At 39.4% G+C, this 16,426-nt stretch carries 15 protein-coding genes and 2 other annotated features (1 of these 17 cut by a window edge); all 15 genes read right to left on the minus strand.

Annotated features, from left to right (window positions below; translation table 11 throughout):
* Positions 1-59 precede the first annotated feature (59 nt).
* The 15 genes from rpoC to cysS all read right to left on the minus strand — a co-directional run bounded on the left by rpoC (position 60) and on the right by cysS (position 16,216).
* Entirely contained in the window at positions 60-3,740 is a 3,681-nt protein-coding gene (gene rpoC / locus SNE38_RS09630; protein ID WP_191704098.1) for a DNA-directed RNA polymerase subunit beta', read from the minus strand.
* Between the two features lie 152 nt (positions 3,741-3,892).
* Positions 3,893-7,450: a DNA-directed RNA polymerase subunit beta gene (gene rpoB / locus SNE38_RS09635; protein ID WP_191701142.1), complete on the minus strand. Its 3,558-nt coding sequence runs from the start codon at positions 7,448-7,450 to the stop codon at positions 3,893-3,895.
* A 253-nt stretch (positions 7,451-7,703) separates the two neighbouring features.
* Positions 7,704-8,306 carry a class I SAM-dependent methyltransferase gene (locus SNE38_RS09640; RefSeq protein ID WP_336046413.1) on the minus strand — a complete coding sequence of 201 codons (603 nt, stop codon included), beginning with the start codon at positions 8,304-8,306 and terminating at the stop codon, positions 7,704-7,706.
* Between the two features lie 199 nt (positions 8,307-8,505).
* Positions 8,506-8,865, minus strand: a complete 360-nt coding sequence (gene rplL, locus SNE38_RS09645) for a 50S ribosomal protein L7/L12 (protein WP_191701140.1) — start codon at positions 8,863-8,865, stop codon at positions 8,506-8,508.
* A gap of 72 nt (positions 8,866-8,937) precedes the next feature.
* Positions 8,938-9,438 (minus strand): 50S ribosomal protein L10, encoded by a 501-nt coding sequence (gene rplJ / locus SNE38_RS09650; RefSeq protein ID WP_191704100.1) that lies wholly within the window; start codon positions 9,436-9,438, stop codon positions 8,938-8,940.
* 32 nt (positions 9,439-9,470) lie between these two features.
* Positions 9,471-9,618 (minus strand) — a sequence feature (ribosomal protein L10 leader region).
* A gap of 76 nt (positions 9,619-9,694) precedes the next feature.
* Complete coding sequence (gene rplA, locus SNE38_RS09655) at positions 9,695-10,393, minus strand: 50S ribosomal protein L1 (protein ID WP_191704101.1); 699 nt, start codon at positions 10,391-10,393, stop codon at positions 9,695-9,697.
* 134 nt (positions 10,394-10,527) lie between these two features.
* On the minus strand, positions 10,528-10,953 hold the full coding sequence (gene rplK / locus SNE38_RS09660; RefSeq protein ID WP_008406998.1) for a 50S ribosomal protein L11: 426 nt from the start codon (positions 10,951-10,953) through the stop codon (positions 10,528-10,530).
* A 175-nt stretch (positions 10,954-11,128) separates the two neighbouring features.
* On the minus strand, positions 11,129-11,668 hold the full coding sequence (gene nusG, locus SNE38_RS09665) for a transcription termination/antitermination protein NusG (protein ID WP_191701137.1): 540 nt from the start codon (positions 11,666-11,668) through the stop codon (positions 11,129-11,131).
* A 178-nt stretch (positions 11,669-11,846) separates the two neighbouring features.
* Positions 11,847-12,032, minus strand: a complete 186-nt coding sequence (gene secE, locus SNE38_RS09670; protein WP_191704102.1) for a preprotein translocase subunit SecE — start codon at positions 12,030-12,032, stop codon at positions 11,847-11,849.
* A 41-nt stretch (positions 12,033-12,073) separates the two neighbouring features.
* Complete coding sequence (gene rpmG, locus SNE38_RS09675; RefSeq protein ID WP_191701135.1) at positions 12,074-12,220, minus strand: 50S ribosomal protein L33; 147 nt, start codon at positions 12,218-12,220, stop codon at positions 12,074-12,076.
* Positions 12,221-12,297: 77 nt separating this feature from the next.
* Positions 12,298-12,921: an RNA polymerase sporulation sigma factor SigH gene (gene sigH, locus SNE38_RS09680; protein WP_191704194.1), complete on the minus strand. Its 624-nt coding sequence runs from the start codon at positions 12,919-12,921 to the stop codon at positions 12,298-12,300.
* Positions 12,922-13,015: 94 nt separating this feature from the next.
* Complete coding sequence (locus tag SNE38_RS09685; RefSeq protein WP_191701134.1) at positions 13,016-13,528, minus strand: NYN domain-containing protein; 513 nt, start codon at positions 13,526-13,528, stop codon at positions 13,016-13,018.
* A gap of 4 nt (positions 13,529-13,532) precedes the next feature.
* The gene (gene rlmB / locus SNE38_RS09690; protein WP_191704195.1) at positions 13,533-14,261 is read right to left on the minus strand and encodes a 23S rRNA (guanosine(2251)-2'-O)-methyltransferase RlmB; all 729 of its coding nucleotides are present in this window, start codon (positions 14,259-14,261) and stop codon (positions 13,533-13,535) included.
* A 137-nt stretch (positions 14,262-14,398) separates the two neighbouring features.
* Positions 14,399-14,812 (minus strand): Mini-ribonuclease 3, encoded by a 414-nt coding sequence (locus SNE38_RS09695; RefSeq protein ID WP_191704103.1) that lies wholly within the window; start codon positions 14,810-14,812, stop codon positions 14,399-14,401.
* The gene (gene cysS, locus SNE38_RS09700; protein ID WP_191704104.1) at positions 14,813-16,216 is read right to left on the minus strand and encodes a cysteine--tRNA ligase; all 1,404 of its coding nucleotides are present in this window, start codon (positions 16,214-16,216) and stop codon (positions 14,813-14,815) included. It abuts the gene before it with no gap.
* 92 nt (positions 16,217-16,308) lie between these two features.
* Positions 16,309-16,426 (minus strand) — a binding site (T-box leader); it runs 110 nt beyond the window's last position.

Consider the following 16,426-nt stretch of genomic DNA (forward strand, 5'->3'; position numbering starts at 1 on the left):
TTTATTAGAAAAACCCCGGCAGAGTGTGACCTCTACCGGAATCCATTGTTGATAGATTATTATTCCGCTGTTACAACGTCAGCTGAACCTTCTTGATCCATGCGAATTTGACGGTAACGTTGCATACCAGTACCAGCCGGAACTAGCTTACCGATAATTACGTTTTCCTTCAGACCTAGAAGTTCATCACGTTTACCTTTAATTGCAGCATCCGTTAACACACGAGTTGTTTCTTGGAATGATGCAGCAGATAAGAATGATTCTGTTTCAAGTGAAGCTTTTGTAATACCTAAAATGACTGGACGGCAAGTTGCTGGTGTTTTTCCGTTAAGAACGGCATCAACATTCGCCTCAGAGAATTGGTGAATATCAAGCAGTGAACCTGGTAATAGCTCTGTATCACCTGCTTCAATTACACGCACTTTACGAAGCATTTGGCGAACCATTACTTCGATATGCTTGTCACCGATTTCTACCCCTTGCATACGGTATACTTTTTGTACTTCTTTTAATAGATATTCTTGAACTGTCGATACGTCTTTAACTTTTAGTAATTGTTTAGGATCGATCGAACCTTCTGATAATGTTTGACCTGCAATAATTGTATCGCCTTCAGCTACCTTTAGGCGTGCATTATAAGGTGCTTGATATTTACGTGTTTCCACGTCACCTTGGATCGTAATTTCTTTTAGACCTTCACGAATTTCTTCGATTTCGATAACTGTACCAGTAATTTCAGAAATCACTGCCTGACCTTTCGGGTTACGAGCTTCAAAAATCTCTTGGATACGTGGAAGACCTTGTGTAATATCGTTACCTGCTACCCCACCTGTATGGAATGTACGCATTGTTAACTGTGTACCTGGTTCACCGATAGATTGAGCTGCGATAATACCTACCGCTTCACCAACTTCTACCTCTTCACCAGTAGCTAAGTTCATACCGTAACATTTTTTACATACGCCATGTTTTGTATTACATGTGAATGCTGAACGGATTGTAATTTCTTCGATGTTTGCATCTTCAATTGCACGAGCAACATCTTGTGTTACTAAACCATCACGCTCTACGATAACCGCTCCTGTTTCTGGGTGGCGAACTGTTTTCTTCACGTAACGACCAACAATACGTTCGTCTAACGCTTCGATCATTTCATTACCTTCCATTAAAGAACCGATTAATAAACCGCGATCTGTGCCACAGTCGTCTTCACGAACGATAACATCTTGGGCTACGTCAACTAAACGACGTGTTAAGTAACCTGAATCGGCAGTTTTTAGTGCTGTATCGGCAAGACCTTTACGCGCACCATGTGTAGAGATGAAGTATTCTAATACTGTTAAACCTTCACGGAATGAAGACTTGATTGGTAATTCGATAATTCGACCAGCCGGGTTGGCCATCAGACCACGCATACCTGCTAACTGAGTAAAGTTAGATGCATTACCACGGGCACCAGAGTCAGACATCATGAAGATTGGGTTTGTTTTTTGTAAAGATTTCATCAGCTTACCTTGAATTTCATCTTTGGCAGCTGTCCATACGTTAATAACACGGTTATAACGCTCTTCCTCTGTGATTAGACCACGGCGGAATTGGATCATTACTTTATCTACTTTACTTTGTGCTTCTTCTAAAATACCACCTTTATCAGGTAATACAACGATATCAGATACACCTACAGTAATACCTGCACGAGTAGAATATTTGAAACCTAAGTTTTTCATGCGGTCAAGCATCTTAGAAGTTTCTGTAATGTGGAATTCTTTAAATACTTCAGCAATGACATTACCTAAGAATTTTTTGCGGAATGGATCTACTACAGGAACATTCGTAAAGTGCTTCGCCAATATAGCACGACGTTGCGCTTCGATTTGTTCTGCTTCAGATAAATCTGCATATCCTTCAGTTGCTTCTATTTCTTTTAGTAATTCTTCATCAATTGTTAAATTTACGAAGTATTTCTCAGGCGTTTTTTGCTCTAAGTTAACTGAAGTTGGCTCATTAATATAAGGGAATGAGCTTGGTAAAATTTCATTGAAAATAACCTTACCTACAGTAGTTAATAAGAACATTTTATTTTGTTCTTCTGTAAATGTTGGGTTATTTAAAGAGCTCGCTTTAATCGCAATACGAGAATGTAAATGTACATGACCATTTTGGTAGGCAATTAACACTTCGTTTGAATCAAAGAATACAGAGCCTTCACCACGAGCACCTTCACGCTCAAGTGTTAAGTAATAGTTACCTAATACCATATCTTGAGATGGTGTTACTACTGGTTTCCCGTCTTTCGGGTTAAGGATGTTTTGAGCTGCCAACATAAGTAAACGAGCTTCCGCTTGTGCTTCAGCTGATAGTGGAACGTGCACGGCCATTTGGTCACCATCGAAGTCAGCGTTGTAAGCTGTACATACTAATGGGTGAAGACGGATTGCACGACCTTCTACTAATGTTGGTTCGAATGCTTGGATACCAAGACGGTGAAGCGTCGGTGCACGGTTAAGTAATACCGGATGCTCACGAATAACGTCTTCTAAAACGTCCCAAACTTCATTGTGTAAACGCTCAATTTTACGTTTTGCTGATTTAATGTTGTGTGCTAAGCCACGCTCAACTAGTTCTTTCATTACGAAAGGCTTGAATAATTCAATCGCCATTTCTTTTGGAAGACCACATTGATACATTTTTAAATTTGGACCTACTACGATAACCGAACGACCAGAATAGTCTACACGTTTACCAAGTAAGTTTTGACGGAAACGACCTTGTTTCCCTTTCAGCATGTGTGAAAGTGATTTTAAAGGACGGTTACCAGGACCTGTTACCGGACGACCACGACGACCATTATCGATTAATGCGTCGACCGCTTCTTGTAACATACGTTTTTCGTTTTGAACTATGATGCTTGGTGCACCAAGGTCAAGTAAACGTTTTAAACGGTTGTTACGGTTAATTACACGACGGTAAAGGTCATTTAAGTCAGAAGTGGCAAAACGACCACCATCTAATTGCACCATTGGACGAAGCTCTGGTGGAATTACCGGTAGTACATCTAAAATCATCCACTCCGGTTTGTTGCCAGAGTTACGGAATGACTCTACTACTTCAAGACGTTTAATTGCACGTGTACGGCGTTGCCCTTGTGCAGATTTTAACTCTTCTTTTAAAACTTGTGTTTCGTCTTCTAAATCGATCTTCTCTAAAAGACGTTTAATCGCTTCAGCACCCATTGCCGCTTCGAACTCGTTACCATACTTTTCACGGTATGCACGATATTCTTTTTCGGAAAGTAAGTCTTTATAGCCTAGAGACGTTTGACCTGTCTCGATTACTACATAAGAAGCGAAGTAAATTACTTCTTCCAGCGCACGTGGAGACATATCTAAAATAAGACCCATTCGGCTTGGAATACCTTTGAAGTACCAAATATGTGATACTGGTGCAGCAAGCTCAATGTGACCTTGACGCTCACGACGAACTTTTGCACGTGTAACTTCTACTCCACAACGGTCACAAACGACACCTTTGTATCGTACACGCTTATATTTACCACAGTGACATTCCCAGTCTTTTGTTGGTCCAAAAATACGTTCGCAAAATAGACCATCTTTTTCCGGTTTTAATGTACGGTAGTTAATTGTTTCTGGTTTTTTAACCTCTCCATATGACCAAGAACGGATCTTGTCAGGTGAAGCTAAACCAATTTTCATATATTCAAATTCATTAACATCGATCAAGGAGCCTACCTCCCTTTAGTTATAAGTCTTTCGTGACTTTATTGTAGCTCTGCACTTACAAATTTTCATATTAGGCCATAATGAAATTTGTATTTTCAAATAGTTATAAGAAAAATCGGGCAGGGCATATACCTGCCCGATTCAATTTGAAATTATTCAAATGATTCTACTGGGTCTTCTTCTTTATCATCAGATGGGCGTCCAGCTTCTGAAGCTGGTGGAGCTACTTCTTCCTCATCGTCAAGGTCGCGTAATTCTACTTCCTCGTCATTGATTGTAAGCATCTTCACATCCATACCTAATGATTGAAGTTCTTTAATTAATACTTTGAATGACTCTGGTACACCTGGTTCTGGAACACTTTCACCTTTTACAATAGCTTCGTATGTTTTCACACGACCTACAACGTCATCTGATTTTACAGTTAAAATCTCTTGTAACGTGTAAGCAGCACCGTATGCTTCAAGTGCCCAAACCTCCATCTCACCGAAGCGCTGACCACCGAATTGTGCTTTACCACCAAGCGGCTGTTGCGTTACTAATGAGTAAGGTCCAGTTGAACGTGCATGAAGTTTATCGTCAACCATGTGCGCTAGTTTAATCATATACATGACACCAACAGAAACACGGTTATCGAATGGCTCACCTGAACGTCCATCATACAGAATTGTTTTACCATCACGGTTCATACCAGCTTCTTCCATAGTTTCCCAAACATCGGCTTCGTTGGCACCATCGAATACTGGTGACGCCATATGAATACCTAAGTAACGAGAAGCCATACCTAAGTGTAGCTCAAGTACTTGTCCGATGTTCATACGTGAAGGTACCCCTAGTGGGTTAAGCATGATATCTACTGGTGTTCCGTCCGGCATGAACGGCATATCCTCTTCCGGTAAGATACGTGAAATTACACCTTTGTTACCGTGACGTCCGGCCATTTTGTCACCAACGCGGATTTTACGTTTTTGAACAATATAAGCACGAACTAATTGGTTTACACCTGGTGGTAATTCATCGCCGTCTTCACGGTTGAATACTTTTACATCTAAAATGATACCGCCAGCTCCGTGTGGAACACGTAGAGACGTATCACGTACTTCACGGGCTTTTTCACCGAAGATAGCATGTAATAAACGCTCTTCCGCAGTTAACTCTGTAACTCCTTTAGGCGTAACTTTACCTACTAGAATATCACCATCGCGAACTTCTGCACCTATACGGATAATTCCGCGGTCGTCCAAGTTACGAAGTGCATCTTCACCTACGTTTGGAATATCACGTGTGATTTCTTCAGGTCCAAGCTTTGTATCACGAGACTCTGATTCATATTCTTCAATATGAACAGAAGTATATACATCGTCTTTTACAAGGCGTTCGCTCATAATTACAGCATCCTCGTAGTTGAAGCCGTCCCATGTCATGAACGCAACAAGTACGTTTTGGCCAAGTGCTAATTCGCCTTTTTCCATTGAAGGACCATCAGCTAAAATATCACGAGGTTTTACACGGTCGCCAACTTTTACGATTGGGCGTTGGTTATAAGATGTACCTTGGTTAGAACGAATGAATTTTTGTAATTTATATTTAGTTAAGTCACCCTTAACTTCTTTACCATCTACTAACTCAATACGACGTACATGAATTGAACGTGCTTCTACATGTTCTACAATACCGTCATATTTTGCTACAACAGCAGCGCCTGAATCACGCGCGTCTACGTGCTCCATACCTGTACCAACGAATGGTGCATTAGGATATAGTAATGGAACAGCTTGGCGTTGCATGTTCGCTCCCATTAACGCACGGTTTGAGTCGTCGTTTTCTAAGAACGGGATACATGCTGTGGCAGCAGATACTACTTGTTTTGGTGATACATCCATATAGTCGATGCGATCTCTTGTAAATACTGTGTTATCGCCACGGAAACGTCCTACGACTTCTTCGTTAGCGAATGTACCATCATCATTTAAAATAGAGTTTGCTTGTGCAACTACATAGTTGTCTTCTTCGTCAGCCGTTAAATAGTGGATTTCTTTCGTTACAGCACCTGTTTCCGGATCAACACGGCGGTAAGGTGTTTCGATAAATCCAAATTTGTTAACTTTTGCGAATGAAGATAAAGAGTTAATAAGACCAATGTTTGGCCCCTCTGGTGTTTCGATTGGACACATACGCCCGTAGTGAGAGTAGTGAACGTCTCGTACTTCCATACCTGCACGCTCACGAGTTAAACCACCCGGTCCTAATGCAGATAGACGACGTTTGTGCGTCAACTCTGCCAACGGGTTTGTTTGGTCCATGAACTGAGATAATTGAGAGCTACCAAAGAACTCTTTAATTGATGCAATAACCGGACGAATATTGATTAACTGTTGCGGTACGATTGCTGCTGTATCATTAATTGACATACGCTCACGTACAACACGTTCCATACGAGATAAACCGATACGGAATTGGTTTTGTAATAACTCACCAACAGAACGTAAACGACGGTTACCTAAATGGTCAATATCATCTGTGTTACCAACGTCATATAATAAATTGAAGAAGTATGATACAGAAGCCAATACATCAGCTGGTGTAATATTTTTAACTTCTTCATCTACATAAGCGTTTGAAATAACATTAATTTCTTTTTGTGCTTCATCATTTGGTGCAAAGATTTTAACCGATTGAATCGTAATGTCATCTTCCAATACGCCACCAACTTGGTTTAACGTACGGAATCCTACACCACTTTCTAAATAAGGGATTAGCTTATCTAGATTACGACGGTCTAATAATGTACCTGCTTCAACAATAATTTCCCCTGTATCAGGATCTACTAATGTTTCTGCAATCGTTTGGTTGAATAAACGATTTTTGATGTGAAGCTTTTTGTTCATTTTGTAACGACCGACATTCGCTAAATCATAGCGTTTTGCATCAAAGAAGCGAGAATATAATAGATTCTTCGCAGATTCAACTGTCGGTGGTTCACCTGGACGTAAACGTTCATAGATTTCAAGAAGCGCCTTTTCAGTACCTTCTGTGTTATCCTTTTCTAACGTGTTACGTAAGTACTCATTGTCACCAATGATATCTAAAATTTCTTGGTCCGAGCCGAAACCTAATGCACGTAAAAGTACCGTTACTGGTAATTTACGTGTACGATCGATACGTACATAGACAACGTCTTTTGCATCTGTTTCATATTCTAGCCATGCACCACGGTTAGGAATAACTGTTGCGCCAAAGCCTTTTTTACCGTTTTTATCCGTTTTTTCGTGGAAGTATACACTTGGAGAACGAACTAACTGAGACACGATAACACGCTCAGCACCATTAATAATAAATGTGCCTGTTTCTGTCATTAACGGGAAATCACCCATAAAGACATCTTGCTCTTTAACTTCGTTTGTTTCTTTGTTGTGCAAACGTACTTTCACGCGCAGTGGCGCAGCATAAGTAACGTCACGTTCTTTACATTCGTCCACTTCATACTTAGGTTCACCTAAAGTATAGTCAACGAATTCTAATGAAAGATTACCTGTAAAATCCTCGATTGGAGAAATGTCGTGGAACATCTCGCGCAACCCTTCTTCAAGGAACCACTCATAAGATGCTGTTTGGATTTCGATTAAATTCGGAAGTTCCAGCACCTCACTAATACGCGCAAAGCTTCTACGCTGGCGGTGTTGTCCGTACTGAACTAGTTGACCTGTCAACTCATTCACCCCTCAATAAAGCGATAATAGGTCTTTGCAAAAACATACAAATGGTGTATGATTTCGAAAGACAAAAAGAAAACGAGACTTTTTTAAAACCTCATTTTCGGTTAAACTTAACTTATTCTTAGCAAGTATACCCGTAAATTTGATTAAATAATGCAAAAGGGCATACTACCTCAAAATAATAATTTTGCATTTTATTATGTTATCACACTCAATTTGTCAAGTCAATATTTGATATAGATCTTACTTATTTTTTTGCACGAATGATCCAATATCCTTTTTTCTTCTCAACAACATCTACTTCTGAAAACATTTCTTCTAAATGGCTCATTGTCGATGGAGCACCTTGCTTCTTCTGAATAACAATCCATAGCTCACCATTCTCCACAAGCAGCTCATATGCGCGGTCATAAAACTTAAAAACCGTTTCTTTTCCTGCACGGATTGGTGGATTTGTTAATACTGCCGCTACTTTTGAATTAGTATTTACAGCATCCAATCCATCACTTTCAAAAATACGTACATTTTGAACCCCGTTAAGTTGGGCATTTTTTTGAGACAAACTAACTGCACGCGAATTAATATCCATCATGAATACTTCACGGTCAAGTTTGTTTTTTGCAATCGACAATCCGATCGGTCCATAGCCACAGCCTACATCAAGTAAAACACCTTCAACTTCAGGCATTTCAAAAGCATCGATTAGCACACGGGAACCAAAATCTACTTCGCTTTTACTGAATACACCCGTATCCGTTTCGAATGTAAATATATTGCCTAATAAAGTGAATTTCCATTGGCGTGGTTTACTTTCAGATTGAGGCTTATTTGAATAATAATGTTCAGACATCGATACGCCCCCTTAGAAAAACACATTTGCGCCAAACAGTGCGAAATGCTGTCTTTTTTCCTTATGTGGATTTCTTCTAAAAATTATACATTCTCATCCACTAAAAGTTAAATAAAGAAAAGCCCGCCGCAAAATTGTGACGAGCTTTCCTTATTAAGCTAAGCAATAGGCATAGCTATTAAATATAGTTAAACTAAAATTATTTAACTTCTACTGAAGCGCCAACTTCTTCAAGTTTAGCTTTGATAGCTTCAGCGTCATCTTTAGAAACGCCTTCTTTAAGAGCTTTAGGAGCGTTGTCAACAACCTCTTTAGCTTCTTTTAAACCTAATCCAGTGATTTCACGAACCACTTTGATTACTTTGATTTTTTCTTGACCAGCAGATGTTAATACTACGTCAAATTCAGTTTTTTCTTCAGCTGCAGCAGCACCGCCAGCAACTACTGCTACTGGAGCAGCAGCTGTTACACCGAATTCTTCTTCGATTGCTTTTACTAAGTCGTTTAATTCTAGAACTGTCATAGCTTTGATAGCTTCTAAGATTTGCTCTTTGTTCATTTTAATTTCCTCCTATGGAATGTTTTATTAGTTTAGGCGATTTGCCTGATTGTTGAAGTTAAGAGGCTAATATTAAGCGCCTTGCTCTTCTTTTTGATCTGCAACAGCTTTTGTTGCAAGTGCGAAGTTGCGCACTGGAGCTTGAAGTACAGATAAAAGCATTGATAATAGACCTTCGCGAGATGGAAGTTCTGCAAGAGCTTTAACGTCTTCAACTGATGCCACAGTACCTTCGATGATACCAGCTTTAATTTCTAACGCTTCATTTTTCTTAGCGAATTCGTTAATAATTTTAGCAGGAGCTACTACGTCCTCGTTAGAGAATGCGATAGCATTTGGACCAGTTAAGAATTCATTAATTCCTTCTAAACCAGCAGTTTCAGCAGCACGACGAGATAAAGTATTTTTATATACTTTGAACTCAACACCAGCTTCACGTAATTGCTTACGTAATTCTGTTACTTGCGCTACAGTTAAACCACGGTAATCCACTACTACTATAGAAGCAGCAGCTGAGAATTTATCAGCGATTTCTTGAACTTGAACTTTTTTTGTTTCGATTGCTTTGCTCATGATGACACCTCCTATTAGAATGAGTCATTTATACCGACAAAGAAAAGCCTCTATATCAAAATAGACATAGAGGCTGAAAGTACATCATCTTAAAAAGAATCCGAACTCCGATGTCCTCGGTAGGCTCATTAAGTGCAATATTGGCACCCCTACTGTCTACGGTACAAATGGATGATTCACAACAGCATTCATCTTATCAAGTAAGAGATGCGTTGTCAACAAATTTTATTGAACGATTTTAAAAAATCGGAATGAATTATTTGATAGATACGTTAGCAGCGTCAACTTTTACAGCAGGACCCATTGTAGTTGTAACATTTACAGACTTCATGTAAGTACCTTTTGCTGCAGCTGGCTTAGCTTTTTGAACTACTTCAAAAACAGCTAAGAAGTTTTCTACTAATTTGTTTGTATCGAAAGAAACTTTACCGATTGGTGCGTGGATAATACCAGACTTTTCAGCACGGTATTCTACTTTACCAGCTTTAATTTCTTCGATAGCTTTTGTTACGTCAAATGTAACTGTACCTGTTTTAGGGTTTGGCATTAAACCTTTAGGACCTAATACACGACCTAATTTACCAACTTCACCCATCATGTCAGGAGTTGCAACGATTACATCGAAATCAAACCAACCTTGTTGGATTTTTTGGATGTATTCTGCATCGCCTACATAATCAGCACCAGCAGCTTCTGCTTCTTTAATTTTTTCGCCTTTAGCGAAAACTAAAACGCGTTGAGTTTTACCAGTACCGTGTGGTAATACTACTGCACCACGGATTTGTTGGTCATTCTTACGAGTGTCGATACCTAATTTGAATGCTACTTCTACAGTTGCATCAAAGTTTACTGAGCTTGTTTTTTGCGCTAATGCTACTGCTTCTTCAACAGAGTATAAAGTTGCGCGGTCGATTAATTTAGCTGCTTCTTGCAGTTTTTTACCTTTTTTAGCCATTATAATTTCCTCCTTGATTGTGGTTGTAACGGATTTGGACCTCCCACGAATAAAGGTTGCGCACTCATCAAACTAGTATCAGAGTGCAGCAACCTTCCAAAAAACAAAAACATCATCAAGTGTTGAAGATGGGATTAGTCTTCGATCGTAATGCCCATGCTTCGTGCAGTACCTTCAACCATTAACATAGCAGCTTCAACTGAAGCAGCGTTAAGGTCTGGCATTTTTTGTTCAGCGATTTCGCGAACTTTATCACGTTTAACCGTTGCAACTTTCTTACGGTTTGGTTCACCAGATCCAGATTGGATACCAGCCGCTACTTTAAGTAACACTGCTGCAGGTGGAGTTTTCGTAATGAAAGTAAATGAACGATCTTCGAATACTGAAATTTCAACTGGAATAATAAGACCAGCTTGATCAGCAGTACGAGCGTTAAATTCTTTACAGAATCCCATGATGTTAACACCTGCTTGACCTAATGCAGGACCAACCGGTGGCGCTGGGTTTGCTTTACCAGCAGGGATTTGAAGTTTTACAACTTTAATAACTTTTTTAGCCACGAGACACACCTCCTTAAGTCCGTGATGTGGTAATAGGGTTGCCCCTCCCACTCAATATCTGTTCGTCAGCTAAGCCGATAACATTAAAACTAATTAAAATCAAACATCATAAGTAAGACAGTCTGACCTATGAAATGATAACACTTTTAAATTGCTTAATCAAGTCTAAATAATTCTATATTTTTTGTACTTGGTTGAAATCTAGTTCCATCACTGTTTCGCGACCAAACATATCTACTAAAACTTTTAGTTTTGCTTTGTCTACATCTACTTCTTCTACGCGACCTTGGAAATGTGCAAAAGGTCCTTCAAGAACTTCGACAACCTCACCAACAGAAATTTCAACTTCACCTAATTGAGATTCGTTCATGCCCATTTGTGCAAGTAAACGTTCTGCTTCTTCCGGCAATAACGGCGTCGGTTTAACCCCACCGCCTGAAGAACCGATAAATCCAGTTACACCCGGTGTATTACGAACTACATACCAAGCGTCATCCGTCATAATCAATTCTACTAGAACATAACCTGGGAAGATTTTACGCATTACCGCTTTTTTCTTGCCGTCTTCTTTTACATCAATTTCCTCATGCTCGGCTACAATTACTCTGAAAATCTTATCTTGCATGCCCATTGTTTCAACACGTTTTTCAAGATTAGCTTTCACTCGATTTTCATAACCAGAATACGTATGAACTACATACCAATTTTTCTCCATATAGGTAGGACTAAATCGTCCGTCCCTCCTTTACATTATTGTGTTAAGGTTATATTTCCCCGTTCACAAAACTTCAATAATCTATTTCTTTAAACAAGCTATTAGATATTTTTTAACAAATGAAAAAACCCGTTATTTGAAATTGACGGGCTATTTCGAAATATTAACATGATATAGCTTATAGAGACAAGAACCAACGCAATAATTCTGAGATTCCTAAATCAGTCACCGTAAAGAATAATGCCATAACGATAACTGTTGAAATTACTACTACTGTATATTTCGTTAACTCTTTGCTTTTTGGCCAGCTTGTTTTACGCATTTCCGAGCCGACTTCTTGAAAAAAGTTTGTTACCTTACTCATTTTTGCCCAACCCCCGAACAACGAATTAATCTATTTTTTATTTATAACGTTTGTTTATGCGTTGTATGCTCATTGCAATGCGAGCAAAATTTCTTCAATTCTAAGCGCTCGGTCGCTCCATCTTTTTTCGGAACGCTGTAGTTTCTTGAACCACATTTTTCACAGCTTAAAACGACTTTCTTTGCCATGTATATCACCTTTTCGGCAGTTTGTCCTTTAAAGACTAACACCTAAATTTCCCACTGTCAATAAAGGCTGTCAGTGTTTAAGTTATTTCTTTTAGTTCAAGATGCCGCTCCAATTTACGCTTTACCCGTTGCAGAGCATTGTCGATTGATTTAACATGGCGGTTCAATTCTTCAGAAATTTCATTGTAGGATTGACCCTCTAGATAGCGGACCAATACTTGCTGCTCAAGCTCACTTAATACCTCTCCCATCTTCTGTTCGAGATAAACGTAGTCTTCACGGTTAATCATCAAATACTCTGGATCATCAGAAATCGGACTCGTAATAATATCCATTAATGTCCGCTCGGATTCTTCATCATAAATCGGCTTATCCAAGGACACATAAGAATTTAGAGGGATATGCTTTTGACGTGTAGCCGTTTTAATCGCTGTAATAATTTGCCTTGTTATGCACAGCTCAGCAAATGCACGGAACGAAGCAAGCTTATCCTCTTTAAAATCCCGGATGGCCTTATATAATCCAATCATACCCTCTTGAATAATATCTTCTTTATCGGCCCCAATTAAAAAATATGACCGTGCTTTTGCTTTAACGAAAAGCCGGTATTTCGAAATCAAAAAATCTAACGCATCTGTATTGCCTAGATGCACTTGCTCCACAAGCCCTTCATCTGTCAAACGTTCTAAATGCAGTACCATTTGTAACTTCTCACTTTTAAGCAACGAAAATCACCTCAGCTACGCTAGAATTATTAGGAATAGTATAACTTAATTGGAAATTGCGGGCAAACTATTACTTAATCCCTCGTCTCCACTTTTCAAATTGTAGTTCTACTTCTTTCGATAATTTAATTCTTGAGGCTGGCTTTTCGTCAGTCGATTCTTTTACTTTGGAGGAGATTTTCGACTGAATGATTTGCATCTCAATTTCAAGCTCACGTGCGGACTTCCTTAAAGCTCCGTGACCGAATACGACATTTTGCTCTGTCATATCGGAAGTTGCCACATGGATTTGAATTTTACGCCCTTTCAACTCGGTTGAAAGCTTTTCAATGCGCTCATCTGCTGTTTCGTTTTTACGCGTGTAGATTACTTCCACAGCATGCTGAATATAAAGCTGCTCTGTGCCTGGTACAAGATGTGCGTCAAACACAACAATCACACGCCAACCTGTATGTGCTTTATATTCAGCCATTCTTTCAATTAAGCGATCGCGCGCATCTTCAAAATGAGGTTCACGCAATGGACGCAACTCACTCCATGCGCCTATCATGTTATAGCCGTCTACTAGCAAGATGTTTTGCATAACCTCATCCGTTAGCTTCTTGTCGTTTACGGTACACTTCATACATAAGCAGTGCTGCTGCTACGGAAGCGTTCAATGATGTAACATGACCAACCATTGGTAAGTGATATAAGAAATCACATTTATCTTTTAAAAGACGGCTCATCCCTTTACCTTCACTACCAATAATTAATGCAAGCGGTAATGTTGCATCCATTTTACGATAATCGGCCGAACCTTTAGCATCTGTTCCCGCAATCCAAACGCCACGCTCTTTTAACTCGTCCACAGTCTGAGCCAAATTTGTTACACGCACAACAGGCACATGCTCGATAGCGCCTGTTGAAGCTTTTGCAACAACCGCTGTTAAACCGACGGCACGACGCTTCGGTATAATGATACCATGTGCACCGATTGCATCTGCTGTTCTCATAATCGACCCTAAGTTATGAGGATCCTCTAGCTCATCTAAAATAAGGAAAAATGGATCTTCATTTTTAACTTTCGCTACTTCAAATAAATCATCGAGTTCTGCATAGTCATATGCTGCAACAGATGCAACAATCCCCTGATGATTTTCTGCCAGTTTATCTACTTTTTGCTTTGGTACAAATTGAACCAACACACCCTGCTCTTTCGCTAAGTCCATTAATTCCTGTACCCCGGTTTTCTTAACACCTTCAGCAATCCATAATTTATTGATTTCACGACCCGCACGAAGCGCTTCCAATACTGGGTTTTTCCCGGCAATCATTTCTCCGATTACTTCCTCTTGAGCAGTCTGCGGGTTTTCCTGTTGTTTTTTATCGTGAGCTTTAAAGGTATCCGCTTTTTTGTCGCGACTTTTTCCATCTCGCGGCTTACGACCTTGTTGTCTTTTTTCTGCCATAGTTACTCTCCTTTTGATTGTTCTACAATTTCTATTGCGTAATCTATAATTTCATTTGCTCGGGCATGCTCTTTGCTTAAAAACAAATAGCCTAAAACGGCTTCAAAGCCTGAACTATTTCGATATGTGCGCACATCTGTATTTTTGGGAACAGAACCTGATTTTGCATTGCGTCCTCTACGGAAAACTGCTTGTTCTTCTTCGGTCAAATAATTTTCATCAATCATACGATGTACGATGTTTGACTGAGACTTGGCAGAAACATATTTTGTCGCTTCTTTATGCAATGTATTTGGCTTTGCGCGACCAGATAAAATTAAATATTCACGAATTCTTTGTTCAAGCACGGCGTCCCCCATATAGGCGAGCGCCAGTGCATTTAGCTGTATGACATCATGTGGTGTTAAGTTTTGCATCTATTGTCCTCGTTTCCAGCGTGTTCCTTGACGAGTATCTTCCAGCACAATATCCATACTTAACAATTGGTCACGAATTTCATCTGATCGTGCAAAATCTCTGTTTTTACGAGCTTGGTTACGTTCTTCAATTAATGCTTCTATCTCTTCGTCCAATAAACCAGCTTCAATTTTTACTTTAATTCCCAATACTTCCCCAATTGCATCAAACATACTTAATATCGCTTGCAACACTTCTTTATCTGTATTGGTTTCTTTTAAATAAACATTGGCAATATGCGATAGTTCAAACAATGCCGAAATCGCATTTGCTGTGTTGAAGTCATCATTCATCGCATTTTCAAAATCAAGTTTCACTTGATTAATTTTCTCAAGCCATTGTTCGCTGTCGTCGCCTAAGCTTGCCGATAATGCCAAACGGTGCTCAACATTTGCATAAGAGGTACGAATACGATCCAATCCGTTTTTCGCCGCTTCCACTAAATCTTGCGCAAAGTTGATTGGGTGACGATAATGCACCGACAACATAAAGAAACGTAGTACTTGCGGATCGATTTGCTGACGGATATCATGCACCAATATAAAGTTGCCGAGGGATTTTGACATCTTTTCATTATCAATATTAATATAGCCGTTATGCATCCAATAACGTGCAAATGTTTTATCGTTATGTGCTTCTGACTGCGCAATTTCATTTTCATGGTGAGGGAATGTTAAATCCTGACCACCTGCGTGAATATCGATTGTATCACCTAAATGCTCACGCGCCATAACAGAACATTCAATATGCCAACCTGGGCGCCCTTCTCCCCACGGTGAATTCCACTTTATTTCCCCTATTTTTGCTGCTTTCCATAAAGCAAAATCTAGCGGGTCTTCTTTCTTTTCGCCTGCTTCAATACGAGCCCCTACCTTTAAATCATCGATTGATTGATGGCTTAACTTTCCATAGCCATCGAATTTACGCGTACGATAATAAACATCGCCTTGAGATTCATATGCATAACCCTTCTCGATTAGCACTTTAATAAATTCAATAATATCGTCCATATGCTCTGTTACACGTGGATGGGCATCCGCTTTTTGGCAACCCAATGCAGTAATGTCTTCAAAATAAGCAGCAATGAAACGGTCTGTTAAAGCCGACGTCTCTTCTCCTAGCTCGTTGGCAGCTTTAATAATTTTGTCATCAACATCGGTAAAATTCGATACGAATTTTACTTCATAGCCTGCATACTGGAAATAGCGTCGTACCGTATCATATACGATGACTGGACGTGAATTTCCAATATGAATGTAATTGTATACAGTAGGGCCGCATACATACATTTTCACTTTGCCATCCTCTAATGGAATAAAAGGCTCTTTTTGTCTCGTTAATGTATTGAAGATTTGAATACTCATTTTGCCGCTCCTTTTTATATATGTTCTTTTTTTAATTAACTGCTCACTTTTTATTTCTACAAAAAAAGCGTCTCCATCACCTAGTTGAAGGTGACAGAGACGCTATACGCGCGGTTCCACTCTGGTTGAAAAAATATAAATACAATACTTTTTCCGCTTGAAAGTCCTATAACGGGGACAAATCGATTTAACCTACTACAATTTCAGTTA

The sequence above is a fragment of the Solibacillus ferritrahens genome (assembly GCF_037027585.1).
In the GTDB taxonomy this organism is placed as follows: Bacteria; Bacillota; Bacilli; order Bacillales_A; family Planococcaceae; genus Solibacillus; species Solibacillus ferritrahens.

Bases quoted from the DNA above. Each gene is read 5' to 3' on its own strand.
- rplA (WP_191704101.1), bottom strand. From the start codon at position 10,393: ATGGCTAAAAAAGGTAAAAAACTGCAAGAAGCAGCTAAATTAATCGAC.
- cysS (WP_191704104.1), bottom strand. From the start codon at position 16,216: ATGAGTATTCAAATCTTCAATACATTAACGAGACAAAAAGAGCCTTTT.
- nusG (WP_191701137.1), bottom strand. From the start codon at position 11,668: ATGGAGAAAAATTGGTATGTAGTTCATACGTATTCTGGTTATGAAAAT.
- sigH (WP_191704194.1), bottom strand. From the start codon at position 12,921: ATGGTACTGCATTTAGAACGTTTGACAGATGAAGGGCTTGTGGAGCAA.
- SNE38_RS09640 (WP_336046413.1), bottom strand. From the start codon at position 8,306: ATGTCTGAACATTATTATTCAAATAAGCCTCAATCTGAAAGTAAACCA.
- rplL (WP_191701140.1), bottom strand. From the start codon at position 8,865: ATGAACAAAGAGCAAATCTTAGAAGCTATCAAAGCTATGACAGTTCTA.
- SNE38_RS09695 (WP_191704103.1), bottom strand. From the start codon at position 14,812: ATGCAAAACTTAACACCACATGATGTCATACAGCTAAATGCACTGGCG.
- rlmB (WP_191704195.1), bottom strand. From the start codon at position 14,261: ATGATTGCCGGGAAAAACCCAGTATTGGAAGCGCTTCGTGCGGGTCGT.
- secE (WP_191704102.1), bottom strand. From the start codon at position 12,032: ATGAGTAAGGTAACAAACTTTTTTCAAGAAGTCGGCTCGGAAATGCGT.
- rplJ (WP_191704100.1), bottom strand. From the start codon at position 9,438: ATGAGCAAAGCAATCGAAACAAAAAAAGTTCAAGTTCAAGAAATCGCT.
- SNE38_RS09685 (WP_191701134.1), bottom strand. From the start codon at position 13,528: ATGCAAAACATCTTGCTAGTAGACGGCTATAACATGATAGGCGCATGG.
- rpmG (WP_191701135.1), bottom strand. From the start codon at position 12,220: ATGGCAAAGAAAGTCGTTTTAAGCTGTGAAAAATGTGGTTCAAGAAAC.